The following is a 16,284-nucleotide window of genomic DNA, read 5'->3' on the forward strand; positions in this document are numbered from 1 at the left end:
CGCGTTGAGTACCGACACAGGCGTCGAATCGCGGGATCCCTATCTTCTGCGGCCGGCCGACATCAAAGAGCCACCCATTGGATGGCGGGGGTCACTGCGCTTCCTCGGCCCGGGGCTGATCCTGAGTGCGTCGATCGTCGGCTCGGGAGAACTGATCGCCACCACCGCGCTGGGGGCCGAAGCGGGCTTCGTTCTGCTCTGGCTGGTCATCGTCAGCACCTTGCTCAAGGTCGCGGTTCAGGTCGAGTTGGGTCGGTGGGCGATCGTCACCGGTCAGCCCGCATTGGAGGGCTACAACAAGGTTCCGCCGCGATTCGGCCGCCTCGGCTGGGTCAGTCTCATATGGATGCTGATGGCCCTGGTCAAGGTCCTCCAGGTCGGCGGTGTCGTGGGAGGTCTCGCCGCGGCGCTGAGCATCCTGTTCCCGCTCGCGTCCGGTCCGCTCGAGTTGCCCTCACTGGCGATCTGGACCGCCGTGGTGGTCATCGGTGCGATCGTGTCGCTGTACTCCAACAAGTACTCGCTGATCGAACGCGGCGCGGTCGGACTCACCGTGTTGTTCGTGCTGATCACCTGTGCCATCGCGTTCGGGCTTCCGGCGACCGGAATCGGCTACGGACTCGACGACTTGGGCGCGGGGATGCAGTTCGCATTACCCGCGGGCGCGGTCGGAGCTGCCGTCGCGATGTTCGGACTGACCGGAGTGACCTCCGACGAGATCACTTACTACACCTACTGGTGCATCGAGAAGGGCTACGCCCGCTGGGTTGGTCCGAACGACGGCAGCGACGAGTGGAAACGCCGCGCCCAGGGGTGGATCCGGGTGATGTACAAGGACGCGATGGTCTCCTGGGTGGTCTACACCGTGGGCACCATGGCGTTCTTCATCATGGGGGCGGCGGTGCTGCACCCGGCGGGCCTGGTTCCCGAGGGCAACGCCATGATCACCACGCTCTCGCACATCTACACCGACACCCTCGGCGAGTGGGCGAGCAGCGCATTCCTGCTGGGAGCGGTGGCCGTGCTCGGCTCGACGCTGTGGGCCGCGTTGCCCGGCTGGGCGCGGGTCGCCACCAACGCCGTATCGCTGTGCGGCGTGTTCGACTGGCGGGACACCGCGCAGCGACAGAAATGGATGCGGGTGTTCACCGTGCTGTTTCCGATCGCGTGGGGTGGCGCGTACCTGTTCTTCGCCGCGCCGGTGTTCATGATTCAGACCGGTGGTTTCATCGGTGGGCTGTTCCTGATCGCGGTCACGGTCGCCACGTGGTACCTGCGCCGAACCGAGGTGGAGGTCGAACTCCGCGGGGGAGCGTGGTTCACCGCGGCCTTGGTCACCAGCAGCTTGCTCATCGCCGCGCTCGGGGTCTACACGGCGGTCGGCGCACTCGGAGGGACGGTTTGATGACCCGAATGCACGCAGCGGTGTTGCACGGTGCCGAGGACCTGCGGGTGCAGCAGCGTGAAGTTCCGCGCGCGGGGACCGGTGCGGCGCTGGTGAAGGTCGAAGCGGTCGGTCTGTGCGGATCGGACCTGCACTACTACCGCGAGGGGCGAAACGGCACCAACGTACTGCGAGAACCCGCGGTGCTCGGTCACGAGATCGGCGGAACGGTCGTCGAGACCGGTTCCGGGACACCGGACGACCTGGTGGGACGTCGCGTGGTCGTCGAGCCCGCCGCACCGTGTCGGACTTGCGTGCTTTGCGTTGCCGGTCGCTACAACCTCTGCCCGCACAGCACCTGTCTGGGCTCCCCGCCCGTAGACGGAGGACTGGCCGGCTACGTCACGGCTCCCATTGCCCAGCTGCACCCGGCACCGGAAGCTCTGGAACCGTTCGCGATCCCCGTGCTGGAGCCGCTGGCCGTGGCGGTGCACGCGCTGCGGCGCGCCGACTTCACTCCCGGCCAGTCGGTGCTGGTCACCGGTGCGGGCCCGGTCGGTCTGCTGGTCGCGCAGGTGGCGCGGGCCTGGGGTGCACGCGAGGTCGCGATCAGTGACGTGGACCCGCGGCGTTTGGACGCCGCCCGTGCACTCGGTGTCGAACGCGCCCTGCTCACCGAGGAACTCCACGGGCTGCGCATGGACCGGAGCCTGGAGTGCTCAGGTTCTGCCGGCGGGCTCGCGGGTGCTTTGGCCGCGACGACCCCCGGTGGCCGGGTGGTGCTGGTCGGCACGATGCCGGCCGCCGACAGTGCCGTGGCGCTGAGCCAGGTGCAGCGCCACGAGGTCGACCTCGTGGGCACGTTCCGGTATGCGGCCGGCTTCTCGACCGCGACGGATCTCGTGGCGCGCGGTGCGGTCGAAGTCGCGTCGCTGGTCACCGATCGCTTTCCGCTGACCCGGTCTCAGGAGGCCTTCGACTGCGCCGCGAGCGGGCGGGGGCTCAAGACCGTCATCGACTGTATCCAGCAGGTAGACCCCCGAGAAACACCCGCGGGGTTGGACGGGTAGGCGCCGGAACCGTCCCCCGCCGTCGCGGGGGACGTGCCCGGATCGACACATACTTTCCGACGGTGTGCATGGAGATCTCCACGGAGCGTGCCCGCGCATGTGGGCGACATGAGACTTGGTGGTCGAATTGCCTCTGACAAGGATCGCGTCGCGGTATAGCGTCAGAACGTGGTCAAAGTTGCGCAACTGAACGCTTACCCGATCAAGGGCTGCGCTGGTACGTCCTTGTCCACGGCGACCATGACGCCGGCGGGTCTTCAGCATGATCGTAGTTTCATGGTTGTCGACGAGAACGGTGTTTTCCGAAGTCAGCGCCGGGATCCGCGGTTGGCGCTCATCCAACCCGAGGTCAGCGCGGACGGCGCGCGGCTGACACTGCGTGGGGAGGGCTTCGAGGCGATCCGCATCGACATCGATGTCGAACGAGCTCGCCGCCACGTGAAGCTGTTCAACGCTGCCTATACCGGCATCGACCAGGGGGAGACGGTTGCCGACTGGTTATCCGAAGCGCTCGGCGCACCGAGCAGACTGGTGCGAGTGCCTCCGGAACACAACCGCTTCGTCGACGGCCATACGCCTGCCACCTCCGCATATGCCGACAGCAGCCCTGTGCACCTGACTGTCGAAGCGTCATTGAGCGCGCTGAACGAGCGCATCCTCGCAACGAGTGCCAAGCCGGTGACGATGGAACGTTTTCGCGCCAATATCGTCGTCGAAGGATGGAACGAACCCCACATCGAAGACCGGGTACGTTCGGTGGTCATCGGTGACACCGAGTTGGCCTTCAGCAAGCTCGCCATCCGGTGCGCGGTGACCATGATCGACCAACGCACAGCGATCAAATCCAGCCGGGAACCCTTGCGAACTCTCGCCGACTATCGCCGCACCGCGCAGGGTGGCGTCGCGTTCGGAACCAAGTTCGCCGTGGTCCACCCCGGCACACTCGCCGTCGGGGACGAAGTCGACGTCACCTCGTGGTCCTCTTCCGAACTGTGAGCAGCTCCGGCAGCCGGTGGCCTGCAAGTTCTGTGTGTGGGGCGTGCCTCGCGCGAACTCCTCGGCGGGATTGCCCGAGTCCCGCACTTTTCAGCGTGCGGTGCAGAACACCGAATGTTGACCGGTGGCCCCACCCGGAATCGGCCGGGACCCTGCGGGCGGTCTGGGCGTAGCTGGAGCGATCGGTGGCGCGGCACTCGATGTAGTGGCCGGCGGAGGAGACTCCGATTCCACTTCTGCCTGTGCTCATGCCGAGGATTCGTCACGCCTCCGAATATCGATTGCTCGATCCAGGCAGGCCGCATACCTACCCCAACCGGAACATCGGTGGTTCTCACGGTTCGAGTTTCCACTTCGCGTCGAACCTCGTACGTCAGCCGGGTAGCACCTTCCCCGGATTCATCAGTCCGTCCGGATCGAACAGTTGCTTGAGTCCACGCATCATGTCCAGCTCATGATCGGGCTTGTAGTCGGCGATGCTCTCCCGCTTCGACTGCCCCAAGCCGTGCTCGGCACTGATGCTGCCGTCAAACGCGGCCGTCACGTCGTAGATGGCGCGAGCGAGGGCATCGGCCCGGGCCAGGAACTCGTCGTCGTCACCACCCACAGGCTTGCTCAGATTGTAGTGCAGGTTCCCGTCGCCGATGTGGCCATACGCGACGATCCGGATGCCGGGGACCACTCGCTCAAGGTCCCGATCGATCCGCCCGACGAACTCGGGGATGCGACCGACCGGCACGGTGACATCGTGCTTGAGGCTGGGGCCTTCGTGGTTCTGCGCCTCCGAGATGCCTTCGCGGAGCGCCCACAAGGCGGCGATCTGTGCCGAGCCGGAGGCCACCACCGCATCCACCACCGCACCCTGTTCGAAGGCGGTCGCCAATCCGCGCTCGAGCACTTCGTCGAGTCCGGCATCCGGCAGCGTGTCGCTCAGTTCCACCAGCGCGTACCAGGGGTGGGCATCGGCGAACGGGTCGCGCGCACCCGGCGAGTGACGCAGCACGAACTCCACGCTCTGCCGGGACATGATCTCGAATCCGGCCAGCCGGTCACCACCCAGCCCCCGCAGGACACCGATGAGATCGACCGCCGCCTGCGGATCCGGCAGGGCGACCCACGCCGTCACTCGGCTGCGGACGGCGGGGTGAAGCGTCAGCACGGCGGCCGTGATGACGCCGAGCGTGCCCTCCGCGCCGACGAACAACTGCTTGAGGTCGTAGCCGGTGTTGTCCTTCCGCAGACCTCGGAGCCCGTTCCAGATCCGCCCGTCCGGAAGCACCACCTCCAGCCCCAGCGTCAAGTCACGCATCGTGCCGTAGCGCAGGACGCCCGTCCCTCCTGCGTTGGTCGCGAGGTTGCCGCCGATCGTGCAGCTGCCCTCCGCACCCAGGGACAGCGGAAACAATCGACCGGCCGCAGCCGCGGCCTCCTGCACCGACCGCAGGACCACGCCGGCCTCCGCGGTGATGGTCTGGTCAGCGGGGTCGAGATCGCGGATCCGCCGCATGCGGGTCAGGGAGAGCACCAGTTGGCGGCCGGAGGAGTCCGGGACGGCGCCGCCGCACAGGCCCGTGTTGCCGCCCTGCGGCACCACGGCGACACCGGCTTCCCGACACAGCGCGACCACCGCGGCGACTTCGGCGGTGTTGCCCGGCCGTACGACGGCGGTGGCGGTACCGGAGTACGCGTTGCGCCAATCGGTCAGGTAACCGTCCGGGTCGCTGACCTGACCGCTGGAGCCGACGATGTCGCGCAGCCGGGTGGTGAAATCGGCGATCACGAGTCCGTCACTCCTGCCTATGGGTGGTGGTGCTCAGCGGGGCCAGCCCAAGAACCTGGCGGGCCCGCGTCAGTTCCTCGGTCAGGCTGCCGGGGTCGCGCTCTCGGAGCGTCCGCGCGGACGGCACCAGTCGGTCCAGCCGGGGCGCCCACTCCGGCATCCGCTGCGGAAAGCTCGCGGCGAGTACGTCGAGCATCGTGGACGCGGCGGTGGAGGCACCGGGTGAGGCACCGAGCAGCGCGGCCAGCGACCCACCCGCGGAGGTGACGATCTCCGTGCCGAACCCGATCAGTGTGCCCCGGCCGTCGGTCTTCTTGAGGACCTGCACCCGCTGGCCGGCGTTGACCAGCCTCCAGTCGTCCGTCCGGGCCGCCGGTACGAACCGCCGCAACGCGGCCATCCGAGCCTCCGCCGACTGGGTCACCTGTCGGACGAGGTAGGTCAGCAGAGAGCGGTTGTCCCGCGCGGAGGCCAGGAGAACGGGCAGGTTGCCGAGGCGCACCGAGCGCGGGAGGTCGGTCAGCCGGCCGCGGAGGAGGAAACGAGGCGAAAAGGACGCGAACGGGCCGAACAGCAGCGACTCGCGCCCGTCGATCACCCGCAGGTCGAGGTGGGGGACCGAGAGCGAAGGAGCCCCCCGACCCGCGTGGCCGTACACTTTGCCTCGGTGCGCCGCCACGAGTTCGGGGCGATCGGTCCGCAGGAACTGGCCGCTGATGGGGAAGGCGCCGTACCGCCGGGTCTCGGGGACCCGTGCCGCCTGCAGCAGTGGCAGCGTCCCGCCGCCGGCGCCGACGAAGACGTATGGTGCCCGCAGCCGCCCGCGCCGGTTGCTCCCGCGGTCGCGGACCTCCAGCTGCCAGTGCTTCCCTCGGCGATGCAGGGACGTTATGTGCCGGTGAGTGTGGACGGTGCCGCCACGCTCCTCGATGACCGACAGCAACTGCCGGGTCAGGGCGCCGAAGTCGACATCGGTGCCCTGGCCCGCCCTGGTCAGTGCCACTGTTTCGTCGCCCGTCCGGTGCTCGGACATCAACGGCAGCCAGGAGGCGACGGCATCGGGGGAGTCGCTGAACTCCATGTCGGAGAAGAGCGGGTGGTCCCGCAGCGCCTCCCACCGGGCGCGCAGGTACGCCACGCTGTCCGCACCAACGCCGAAGCTCAGGTGCGGGACCGAGCGGATGAACGTCTCCGGCGGCCCCAGCACACCCCGCTCCACGAGACGAGACCAGAACAGCAGGGAGGCCGCGAACTGCTCGCCGACCCGAACGGCGCTGGACGCGTCCACTGTGCCGTCGGGCCTGCGCGGCGTGTAGTTGAACTCGCAGAGCCCGGCATGACCGGTGCCGGCGTTGTTCCGGGCGTTCGAGCTCTCCATCCCGCCGTCGTCGAGCCGCTCGACGACGGCGATCCGCCAGTCCGGTTGCACCTCGCTGAGCAGTACGCCCAGCGTCGCGCTCATGATTCCGCCTCCGATGAGGACGACGTCCCAGTGCTCGGTCGGCTCGTTTTTGGACACGGGTCGTTGCCCCTCCCGTCGGATGACCCCGCGGACTGCTCAGGCGGTGTGGTGGCCCACGGTCGATTGTTCGGTGGTCCAGGCACGGCTCTGGTCGCTGAGTGAGAGCCCGAGACCGGGACGGTCCGGCACCACCATGCGGCCGTCGCGGCATTCGATGCGTTCGTTGAACAGCGGTTCGAGCCATTCGAAGTGCTCGACCCAGGTGGTGCGCGGGTAAGCGGCGGCCAGGTGCAGGTGGATCTCCATGGCGAAGTGCGGTGCCATGTCGAGGTGGTGTTCGTCGGCGAGCGCGGCGATGCGAAGGAACGGTGTGATACCTCCGACTCGCGGCGCATCGGGCTGGACGAAGTCGCAGGCTCCGGCCCGGAGCAGTTCTCGGTGCTCGCCGACGCTGGTGAGCATTTCACCGGTTGCCACGGGGGTGTCGAGCTTGCTTGCGAGGGCGGCGTGCCCCTCGGTGTCGTAGGCATCGACGGGCTCTTCGATCCAGGTCAGATCGAAAGTTTCCAGAGCGCGTCCGATGCGTTGTGCTGTGGCGCGGTTCCACTGCTGGTTGGCATCGACCATGAGTGGCACGGTCTCGCCCAGGTGCTCGCGGACGGTTTCCACTCGTCGGATGTCGACGGCGGAATCCGGGTGCCCCACTTTGATCTTGATCCCGCCGATGCCACGGCTGAGCGATGCCGTTGCGCTTTCCAAAATTTCCTCGACGGACATGGACAGGAACCCGCCAGAGGTGTTGTAGCAGGCGACGGAATCGCGGTGGGCGCCGAGCAACTTGGCCAGCGGAAGCGCGGCACGGCGCGCCTTGAGATCCCACAGCGCGATGTCGAAGGCCGCGATGGCCTGGGTGGCCAGGCCGCTGCGGCCGACGGAGGCGCCTGCCCACACGAGTTTCTGCCAGAGGCGTCCGATGTCGTGGGGGTCCTCGCCGATCAACTCGGTCGCGATCTCGGTGGCGTGGGCGTAAAGTCCGGCACCACCGGCGCGTTTGGAGTAGCCGAATCCGAGACCTTCCCGGCCGCTTTCGGTGCCGATCTCGGCGAACAGCACCGCGATCTCGGTGAGTGGTTTCTGGCGTCCGGTGAGCACCTTGGCATCACTGATCGGTGTGGCAAGCGGCAGGTGCACCAAGGACAGACGTACCCACGTGATGCGGTCGGTCGTGGGTTCGTCCGTTGCGGTGGCGGCTGATTCGGTGTCGTGGATTCCGGTGGTGGTCATGTGATCTTCTTTCGTTGGGAACCGGTGCACGGGTTCTCGGGATGGTGCGGAGCTGGCTACCAGCGGGGTATCGGCGGCATGGTCCAGTGCGGCATCGCCACTCGCATCGCGGCGACGTCGTCCCGCGCGCGTACATCGCTGTTGAGCCAGCGCTCGTGCAGGTGAGCGAGCGCCTCGCGGTCGAGCTCCACGCCCAGTCCCGGCCCGTCCGATACCGTGACGGCCCCGCCGTCGAACCGGTGCGGCTGGGTCACCACGTCTTCGGCCTGCCACGGACGGTGGGTATCGCAGGCGTGTAGATCACCGCGTACGCAGGCAGCGGCGTGTGTCATGGCGGCGAGACTGATGCCCAAGTGGGTGTTGGAGTGCATCGACAGTCCCACGCCGTAGGTCTTGCAGATGGCGGCGAGGTGCTGGGTGGCCCGCAGTCCGCCCCAGAAGTGGTGGTCGCAGAGCAGGACTTGGACGGCTTCGGCGGTGAAAGCCTCGGGGATCTCCTCGGGGGTGGTGACGCACATGTTGGTCGCCAGCGGAAGCTGCGCACGTCGATGGACCTCGGCCATGGCTGGGGTACCGGTGCAGGGGTCTTCGAGGTATTCGACAACATCCCGCAGGCTTTCGGCGACCTTGGTGCCGGTGTCGACCGACCAGACCCCGTTGGGATCGAGCCGGACGGGTAGGTCGGGAAAGGCCTGGTGCAGAGCAGTGACGGCGGCGATCTCCTCGTCGGGTGGAAACACACCACCTTTGAGCTTCAACGACCGGAATCCGTGCTCACGCACCATGCGTTCGGCCTGGCGGACGATGCCGTCCGGGTCCAATGCCGCGCCCCAGTCGTCGCTCGGGGCGTGCACCGTGGGATGTTCGGCCCACCGGTAGAAGAGGTAGCCCGCGTAGTCGACCCGGTCGCGGACCTTCCCACCGAGCAGGGCGTGCACGGGAAGCCCCACGGTGCGTCCGAGCGCGTCGAGCAGGGCCACCTCGAAGGCCGAGACGACGATCCCGTGCAGTTTGTCGAGGTTCCTGCGGCCGAACATCGCCTGGTCCGGTCGTTCGCTGATGAGGTGCGCCTCGACGGTCTCGGGACGCAGGATGTCGGCTGCCAGGTCCCACAGCCGGGCGGAGGCGGTGACGGGGTGGCCGGACAGGTGCGCGGCGAAGGTCTGCAACGCCGCCAGATGCTCCTGGTCGCCGTAGGTTTCGCCGAGACCGATGACTCCGCCTTCGGTGACGACTTCGATGACGCAGCGAGGAGTGTAGGGCTGGTGCACACCCTGGAGATTCAGCAGCGGTGCGTCACCGACCAAGATCGGCGTCACACGTGCCTCGGAAATGACCATCGATCGCTCGTGCATGGAGAGTTTCTCCCGTGGTATTTGCTGGAGGTGGCTGACTCTTCCCGGTTGTTCGGATCGGACGGCGTGTTCGGGGAGCGCGCCGTTTCGGGGAACGCACCGTCCGTCGTTCCACCGGCACCGCCGCCCGCGCGGCGTCACGGCGTCGCGCCGACCGATTCCGATCGACTGCCGGTTCCGAGGGGTTCGACCTTGACCACGAACATGTAGATGGCCGCCGCTCCGAGGCACAGCGCACCCATCGCCACCAACGGGGCGACGAAGGAGCCGGTCACGGCGACGAGGAAGCCGACCACGATCGGGCTCAGCAGCCCACCGATCTGAGAACCCGTGTTCTGGATCGCGTAGATCGACGACACGTTGCCCGCACCCGGTGCGACGTCGATGGGAAGGCTCAGGATCGCCGCCGAGGCGAAGGAGGAACTGGCGAAGGAGACGCTCAGGAACACCAGCGCGATGGCCGCGTTGGGCGCGAAAACCGCGAACGCGACGGTACCGGATCCCAGAGTGCCGATGATGATCGGGATTTTGCGTGCCAGGCTCAGCGACGTACCGCGCCGTACGAGGTAGTCGGAGAACCAGCCACCGGCGAAATTTCCGAAGATGGCGACGATGCCGGGAATGGCTCCGTACTTGGCCAGGTCCATTGTGGAGAAACCCTGCACCTGGACGAGGTAGGTCGGATACCAGGTGATGAAGAAGTAGTTCAGGAAGTTGCGGCAGATGTAACCGGAGAACAGCCCCCACACCGTGCTGTGGCGAAACAGCTGGATCCAGGGCATCGACCGTTCCTGGGCGTCCGGCTCGGCATTGAGGCCACCGCCGTCGGCGATGTAGTCCACCTCGGATTGCGAGGTCCACCGTTGTTTGCGCGGTGTCTGGTAAATCCACAACCAAGCCGCGGCCCAGAGCAGACCGAGCGCACCGGTCGCCACGAACGCTCCTCGCCAGCCGACGACGACGATGATCAACGCGACGAGAGGAACGGCAATCGCGGCACCTGCCTCGCTGCCCGATCCGTAGAGCCCGGAGGCGAGTGCTCGTTCCTTCTTCGGGAACCATTCCGAGACGGCCTTGGCACTGCTGGGCATCACCGGGGCCTCGCCGATCCCCAGCAGGAGCCGTAGACCCATCAGCGTGCCGACGCCGCGTACGAGTGCGACGGCCGCGGTGCACAGCGACCACCACACGATCGCGACGGTGTACACGGTTCGCGGCCCGAATTTGTCCGCCAGCCAGCCTGCGGGCAACTGGAACACCGCGTAGGTCCATGCCCAGGCGCCGAGCAGGAGTCCTTGCGTCGCCGGGCTGATGCCGAACTGCTCGCTGATCGTGGGCATGGCCACGGACAGGTTGGCGCGATCGACGAACGCGATGACCAGACCCATCGCCAGCATGCCGGCGATCAACCACCGAACCTTGCTGCGCCGGACGGGTCTGCCCGGAGCGTCGGTGCTGACCTCGGCAGTTTGTTCCGACATCGATTCCTCCTGGTGGAACGTGTTCGGGTGCGAAATTGTTGCGCCAACAGCGATTGGTGGACGGAATGAGTGGTGCGGCGAACGTGCTTTCTCATGAATGGAGCACGAGTGGAATCGTGAGTCCGGTACGGCGATGCTCGAATCCGTGGGAGTTTGTGCGGCGGTTGTCTGCTGCGAGGTGTGCGGTCGGACAGGTAGTGGCGGGAGTCGTGGCGGACGACTGCCATTCCCAGCTTTCGGGTGTGTCCGGGGTCACCATGTGTTGGTCGGCTTCGACCGTAAGCGGCAATATCGATGCAGGTCCAACACCGATGTGGCATCCTTCAATACCGGCAGCGCATCAATGTCACCTTCGGGTAACTGAGCAGCTACCGGAGAAATCGGGAAGCAACCGGGCTGGTGGTCCGCCGTACAACATCGAGCTTGTCGCCGACCCGGGTTGTTCTGGAGATACACCGGGTGGTTGCGACACCCCCACGGTGCCTCCCACGGCAGGTAGCCTCGACGTACCACAATGAATCAGGGACTCCACGTGAGAGTTCCCCGGGAACGGCGGGGCGGGAGTAGTTGTGCTGATCCATTGTTTGGGCGTCGCGGCCGGTGGTGGGTATCCACAATGGAACTGTGCTTGTGCTGGATGTCGTAGGGCTCGCGAACATCCGGAAACCGCTTCGTTGCACGCATGCCTCGCGGTCTCCGGAAAGGGGGAGCGATGGTTCCTGCTGAACGCCACTCCGGACGTCCATCACCAGATCGCCTCCGACTCTCGCCTACATCCCGGGCCGGGGGCGCGGGAGACACCGGTTGCGGGAGTGTTGCTGACGGACGCCGAGTTCGACCACACGATCGGGCTGCTGCTTCTCCGCGAAGGATCGTCCTTGGACGTCTACGGGACAGAACCGGTGCTGGAGTCGCTTGCCGAGCATTTCCCGGTCAGCAGGTTGCTCACCGACTACGCGGACCTGTCGTGGCGGCGAGTGCGGGTGGACAAGCCGATCGACCTGGACGACCGGTTGCGGGTGACGCCGTTCGCGACCGGCAAGAAGGCGCCGCGCTATGTCGCGAACGCGAGCCCGGACCGGGTTTGGGAAGTAGCCTACCGACTGGAGGACCGAGTAACCGGTGGTACAGCGGTGTACGCCCCGGCTGTTCCGCAGTGGGACCCTGAGATCGACGCGCAGTCGTCCACAGCGGACTGCGTGTTCATCGATGGCACGTTCTGGACGGACGACGAGATGCTGCACGCCGGCACGGGAGATCGGGTCGGTCGCTCCATGGGACACATGCCGATCAGCGGCGAGGGAGGCTCGGCGGAGGTCCTGGCGCAACTGAAGGCGCGCACGATCTACACCCACATCAACAACACCAACCCGATTCTGGACGAGACTTCGGCCGAACGTGCCGAGTTGGCCGCACGTGGGATCGAGGTGGGTTGGGCAGGCCTGCAGGTCGAATTGTGATGGTGCAGCCGCGCGGGGCGGTCGAACTCCGCTGTTCAAGCTGTGACGCCGGGACCGTGCATTCAAAGACAGTTCTCGTTCGCTGAGCGGGTATTCGTTTCGACCTCTCGCACGGGTATCCGAGCACGCCGACGAAGGGCGCGGTGGGCCAGCTCACCGCGAGCACGCTACTGTGCCTCGGATTCCTCTGCGAACACCCGACTGTGCCTGATGTCGTCGGCCTCGATGCGGACCAGGTCGGTCTTGCGCACGATGCCGTCCCCGGAGGAGACGATTCGGTTGGCCTGTCGTAGCCGAATCCTGTCCAGCGCGTTGCGCACGCTTCGCGCGTTGGCGAAACGCGGTTGGCGCATGCGCACGTCGATGTATTCGGTGAAGGTCTCCTCCGCGTCGGGGGAGAACCGGTATCCCTCCTGGTGGAGCATGGTTCGATCCAGTTCCCGCAGCTCTTCCCGACCGAAGTCCGGAAAGTCGAGGTGGTGGGCCACCCGCGAGGCCATCCCGGGATTGGAGCTGAAGAAGGTGTCCATGCGATCCTTGTAACCGGCCAGGATGACGACGAGGTCGTCGCGTCGGTCCTCCATTACCTGCAGGAGTATCTCGATGGCTTCTTGTCCGTAGTCACGTTCGTTCTCGGCCCGGTACGGGTAGTACGTCTCATCGATGAGCAGCACACCACCCATCGCACGTTTGAGTACCTCTTTGGTCTTCGGCGCGGCGTGGCCCACGTATTGCCCGACGAGATCATCCCGTGTGGCGCTGACCAGCTGGCCCCGTCGGAGGTAACCGAGCCCGTGCAGCAGTTCCGCCATCCGCATCGTGACGGTGGTCTTGCCGGTGCCCGGATTGCCCGTGAAGCACATGTGGAGGGTAGGCCTGGAGTGCCGACCCCGAACCGTTGGCGGAGCCGATCGGTCGCACGAACTCGTGGTGGTGAGCTCCCCGGAACTGGCCGCCGGGATGGGGCAGGAGTCGCAGGGCAGCTGGTTGAGCAGGCAAACCTGGCTGCTTCGGGAACCCGGTTCCGGTACGCGGGCGGCAACGGACGAGCTCCTGGCGAGGCTGGAGACGCGCCCCCTGACCCTGACCGTCGGAGCGAACGTGGCGATTCGCGAATCGATCATCGCCGGGCTCGGCGTCACGCTGATCTCGAGGGATGCGGTCCGACGGGAACTGGCCGAACGGCGGCTCCTCGTCCTGGGATTGGTACGTGCTCGCGCGCCCCGGCCGGTTGCTGGCCACTGCGGCGTTGTTCGTCGCCCACGTACTGGAGGAGGGTGAGTTCCGTTCACCTCGGCATCCCCCTCGGCAGGGGGACGCCCCACCGCCTCGACATGCTTAGCATCTTGCACACCCGGTGGGTGTCGATTTCGGCGTGACGTGACGGCGGGTGTAAGCCACAGTGAATCCATCCCGCGGACTTCGGAGAACAACGTCCCACATCAGGAGGTGGGCGAGGTGAATAATCTTGCCGAGAAAGCTCGAGCACTCGTCGCTCCGGGGAAGGGCATCCTCGCGGCCGACGAGAGCACCGGCACGATGAACAAGCGGCTCGCCGAGGTGGGTGTCGACACCACGGAGGAGTCCCGGCGGCGTTTCCGGGAGTTGATCGTCACCACTCCCGAACTGGGCCGGTGGATCAGCGGCGTCATTCTGTTCGACGAAACGTTCCGGCAGCGGAGCTCCGACGGAACACCGCTCGTCGAGTCGGCCCGTCAGACGGGTGTTATCCCCGGGATCAAGGTTGATACCGGAGCGAAGCCGCTGGCGGGGTCCGCCGGCGAGACGGTGACCGAGGGGCTGGACGGACTCCGCGAACGCTTCGCCGAGTACGTGGAACTGGGAGCGCACTTCGCCAAGTGGCGAGCGGTCATCCGGATCGGCGCGGACATGCCCACCGACCAGTGCCTGCGGGCGAACTCGCATGCGCTCGCGCGCTATGCCGCCCTGTGCCAGGAAGCCGGCCTGGTGCCCATCGTCGAACCCGAGGTGTTGATGGACGGCGATCACACCCTCCAACGGTGCGAAGCGGAGACCGCACGCGCCCTCGATCAGGTCTTCACCGAGCTGGAGGCACAGCGAGTGCGGTTGGACGGCATCGTGCTCAAGCCCAACATGGTTCTCGCCGGGTCGGCATGCCCGGATCAGCCGGACGCGGAATCCGTTGTGTCCGCGACGTTGCGCTGCTTGCAAAGGTGCGTGCCACCGAGTGTTCCCGGGATCGCTTTCCTCTCGGGCGGGCAGAGCGACGAAGCCGCCACCCATCATCTCAACGCGCTCAACCAGCGGGAGAGCCAAGACTGGAGCCTCACGTTCTCCTTCGGGCGCGCGCTCCTGGCACCCACGCTCGGCGAGTGGCGAGGGGACCAAACCAGGGTCGGAGCTGCTCAAGCGACGCTCGCACACCGCGCGCGGTGCAACGCCGCCGCGACCGAAGGGCGGTACGGACCGGAGATGGAGCAGGACAGGGAGCCGCTCAGCTCGATGTGAACGGGATTCTCAACCGCAGCCGGGTGCCTGAACCGGGCTCGCTGTGCAGTTCCAGCGTTCCACCGAGGAGTTCGGCGCGCTCGCACAACCCCGGCAGGCCGTCCGGATGCGGTTTGGGAACCGGTATCTCCGTGCCCGTGAGCACCATCGCAAGCGCAGCCCCGTGTTCGACGACTCTGCACCGGACTCTTGCTCCCGGTCGACCCGGTGCTGGTGGTTGTTGTGCAGAACAGCAGTCGCGGATCGCGGGGGAGACGACCCTGCTGGGTGACGACCCCGCGATCCGTTGGACCTACGCCTTCTCGTGACGGGTCAGGAGAACTGGATACCGCCGTCGATCATCACCGACTGCCCGGTCATGTAGTCCGAATCCTTGGAGGCGAGGTAGGAAACAAACCCGGCCACGTCCTCGGGTACCGAGACCCGGCCGAGGTGAATCAGCTCCGAGTACTTCTCGATCGCCGCGCCCTTGCGCAATCCCTCGTTCTCGGCGAGTTTCTCGTCGATGTGGTCCCACATCGCGGTTCCGACGATGCCGGGGCAGTAGGCGTTGACCGTGATGCCGTACTGTGCCCATTCCATCGCGGCCGCTTGGGTGAGTCCGCGAACAGCCCACTTCGAAGCCGAGTAGCTTCCGAGCAGGGGGAACGGCCGGTAGGCCACGATCGAGGCCGCGCCGATGATCTTGCCTCCGGTGCCCTGCGCGATCATTTGCCGCGCTGCGGCCGTGTAGCAGAGATGCACCCCGCGGAGGTTGATCGACATCAGATGGTCGAAGTCCTCGGGTGAGGTTTCCAGCAGCGGCTTCACATCGGCGATCCCGGCGTTGGCCACCATGACGTCGAGGCGTGCGAGTTCGTTTGTCACGCGCTCGACCATGGTCTGGACGGCGTTCGGGTCGGACACGTCGGCCAGGATGGTCGTCGAACGCCTACCCATCGAGGTGATCTCGTCCGCGACGCCTTGAAGTTCGTCGTTGTGGTCCTCGACATCGTTGACGGCGACGTCGAGGCCGTCGGCGGCGAGTCGCAGTGCGATGCCTTTGCCGATACCTCTGGCGGCCCCTGTGACGAGTGCGGTCCGGGACGATTCTTCCCGTGCGACCATGAAAGTTCCTCCGAATTCTTCTCTTGTGGAAAATGGTTAGCTCTGGTTCTGCACGGACATTTCACCGAGAAGGGACCAGTCGTCCTGATCCAGCTTCGTATTGATGACCCGTGGTGTCTCCACCAGATATGCGGGCAGCGTTTCCTGCGCGTACTTGAAGTGCTCGGAGTTGACGTGCGCGGAACCGGCTTCGTCATCGCGGAAGGCCTCGACCAGCACGTACTCGTTCGGGGCCTTGAGGCTGCGGGACCACTCGTACCAGAGGCACCCCGGTTCACCGCGGGTTGCCTGCGTGAAGGCATCGGCGATATTGGGCCACTGGTCGGCGTATTCGGGCTTGACCCGGAATTTCGCGGTAATGAAGATCATCGGTTTCTCCTCGATGGGTTGTGCTGGTGTGCCTGGTATCGGCTTC

14 protein-coding genes are annotated in these 16,284 nt (G+C 66.3%); 6 read left to right on the forward strand and 8 right to left on the reverse strand.

Features of this window, described 5'->3' with window-relative positions:
• The first annotated feature begins 4 nt into the window (after positions 1-4).
• From ACYVAN_RS23920 to ACYVAN_RS23930, 3 genes are all read left to right on the forward strand, one after another.
• The gene (locus ACYVAN_RS23920) at positions 5-1,405 is read left to right on the forward strand and encodes an Nramp family divalent metal transporter (protein ID WP_460963367.1); all 1,401 of its coding nucleotides are present in this window, start codon (positions 5-7) and stop codon (positions 1,403-1,405) included.
• Positions 1,405-2,454: an alcohol dehydrogenase catalytic domain-containing protein gene (locus tag ACYVAN_RS23925; protein WP_460963369.1), complete on the forward strand. Its 1,050-nt coding sequence runs from the start codon at positions 1,405-1,407 to the stop codon at positions 2,452-2,454. The genes ACYVAN_RS23920 and ACYVAN_RS23925 overlap by 1 nt, the downstream gene beginning before the upstream one ends.
• Positions 2,455-2,622: 168 nt before the next feature.
• A complete protein-coding gene (locus tag ACYVAN_RS23930) occupies positions 2,623-3,450 on the forward strand; it encodes an MOSC domain-containing protein (RefSeq protein ID WP_460963371.1) in 828 nt (275 codons plus the stop codon).
• Positions 3,451-3,823: 373 nt separating this feature from the next.
• On the opposite strand, the gene ACYVAN_RS23935 is transcribed toward ACYVAN_RS23930, so the two are convergent.
• The 5 genes from ACYVAN_RS23935 to ACYVAN_RS23955 form a co-directional block, all read right to left on the reverse strand.
• Positions 3,824-5,230 (reverse strand): FAD-binding oxidoreductase, encoded by a 1,407-nt coding sequence (locus ACYVAN_RS23935; protein WP_460963373.1) that lies wholly within the window; start codon positions 5,228-5,230, stop codon positions 3,824-3,826.
• 7 nt (positions 5,231-5,237) lie between these two features.
• Complete coding sequence (mqo, locus tag ACYVAN_RS23940) at positions 5,238-6,749, reverse strand: malate dehydrogenase (quinone) (RefSeq protein WP_460963375.1); 1,512 nt, start codon at positions 6,747-6,749, stop codon at positions 5,238-5,240.
• A gap of 39 nt (positions 6,750-6,788) precedes the next feature.
• Complete coding sequence (locus ACYVAN_RS23945; RefSeq protein ID WP_460963377.1) at positions 6,789-7,976, reverse strand: L-talarate/galactarate dehydratase; 1,188 nt, start codon at positions 7,974-7,976, stop codon at positions 6,789-6,791.
• Positions 7,977-8,032: 56 nt separating this feature from the next.
• Entirely contained in the window at positions 8,033-9,331 is a 1,299-nt protein-coding gene (locus tag ACYVAN_RS23950) for an enolase C-terminal domain-like protein (RefSeq protein ID WP_460963379.1), read from the reverse strand.
• A 137-nt stretch (positions 9,332-9,468) separates the two neighbouring features.
• Positions 9,469-10,812, reverse strand: a complete 1,344-nt coding sequence (locus tag ACYVAN_RS23955; RefSeq protein ID WP_460963381.1) for an MFS transporter — start codon at positions 10,810-10,812, stop codon at positions 9,469-9,471.
• A 569-nt stretch (positions 10,813-11,381) separates the two neighbouring features.
• Between ACYVAN_RS23955 and pqqB the strand changes: the two genes are divergently transcribed.
• Complete coding sequence (pqqB, locus tag ACYVAN_RS23960; protein WP_460963383.1) at positions 11,382-12,272, forward strand: pyrroloquinoline quinone biosynthesis protein PqqB; 891 nt, start codon at positions 11,382-11,384, stop codon at positions 12,270-12,272.
• A gap of 167 nt (positions 12,273-12,439) precedes the next feature.
• Here pqqB and ACYVAN_RS23965 read toward each other — a convergent pair whose 3' ends face one another.
• Positions 12,440-13,135, reverse strand: coding sequence for an AAA family ATPase (locus ACYVAN_RS23965; RefSeq protein ID WP_460963385.1), 696 nt, complete (start codon positions 13,133-13,135; stop codon positions 12,440-12,442).
• Between ACYVAN_RS23965 and ACYVAN_RS23970 the strand changes: the two genes are divergently transcribed.
• Both ACYVAN_RS23970 and ACYVAN_RS23975 read left to right on the forward strand, forming a co-directional pair.
• A complete protein-coding gene (locus ACYVAN_RS23970; protein ID WP_460963387.1) occupies positions 13,134-13,553 on the forward strand; it encodes a LysR substrate-binding domain-containing protein in 420 nt (139 codons plus the stop codon). The genes ACYVAN_RS23965 and ACYVAN_RS23970 overlap by 2 nt on opposite strands.
• 177 nt (positions 13,554-13,730) lie before the next feature.
• Positions 13,731-14,762 (forward strand): class I fructose-bisphosphate aldolase, encoded by a 1,032-nt coding sequence (locus ACYVAN_RS23975; protein ID WP_460963389.1) that lies wholly within the window; start codon positions 13,731-13,733, stop codon positions 14,760-14,762.
• A gap of 312 nt (positions 14,763-15,074) precedes the next feature.
• On the opposite strand, the gene ACYVAN_RS23980 is transcribed toward ACYVAN_RS23975, so the two are convergent.
• A complete protein-coding gene (locus tag ACYVAN_RS23980) occupies positions 15,075-15,869 on the reverse strand; it encodes an acetoin reductase (RefSeq protein WP_460963391.1) in 795 nt (264 codons plus the stop codon).
• Positions 15,870-15,905: 36 nt separating this feature from the next.
• Positions 15,906-16,238 (reverse strand): putative quinol monooxygenase, encoded by a 333-nt coding sequence (locus ACYVAN_RS23985; protein WP_460963393.1) that lies wholly within the window; start codon positions 16,236-16,238, stop codon positions 15,906-15,908.
• Positions 16,239-16,284 lie beyond the last annotated feature (46 nt).

This window comes from Parasphingorhabdus pacifica (assembly GCF_054779195.1).

Excerpts from the sequence above, each read along its gene's own strand:
- ACYVAN_RS23945 (WP_460963377.1), bottom strand. The coding sequence starts at position 7,976 with ATGACCACCACCGGAATCCACGACACCGAATCAGCCGCCACCGCAACG.
- ACYVAN_RS23955 (WP_460963381.1), bottom strand. The coding sequence starts at position 10,812 with ATGTCGGAACAAACTGCCGAGGTCAGCACCGACGCTCCGGGCAGACCC.
- ACYVAN_RS23970 (WP_460963387.1), top strand. The coding sequence starts at position 13,134 with ATGTGGAGGGTAGGCCTGGAGTGCCGACCCCGAACCGTTGGCGGAGCC.
- ACYVAN_RS23985 (WP_460963393.1), bottom strand. The coding sequence starts at position 16,238 with ATGATCTTCATTACCGCGAAATTCCGGGTCAAGCCCGAATACGCCGAC.
- ACYVAN_RS23925 (WP_460963369.1), top strand. The coding sequence starts at position 1,405 with ATGACCCGAATGCACGCAGCGGTGTTGCACGGTGCCGAGGACCTGCGG.
- ACYVAN_RS23950 (WP_460963379.1), bottom strand. The coding sequence starts at position 9,331 with ATGCACGAGCGATCGATGGTCATTTCCGAGGCACGTGTGACGCCGATC.
- ACYVAN_RS23965 (WP_460963385.1), bottom strand. The coding sequence starts at position 13,135 with ATGTGCTTCACGGGCAATCCGGGCACCGGCAAGACCACCGTCACGATG.
- ACYVAN_RS23980 (WP_460963391.1), bottom strand. The coding sequence starts at position 15,869 with ATGGTCGCACGGGAAGAATCGTCCCGGACCGCACTCGTCACAGGGGCC.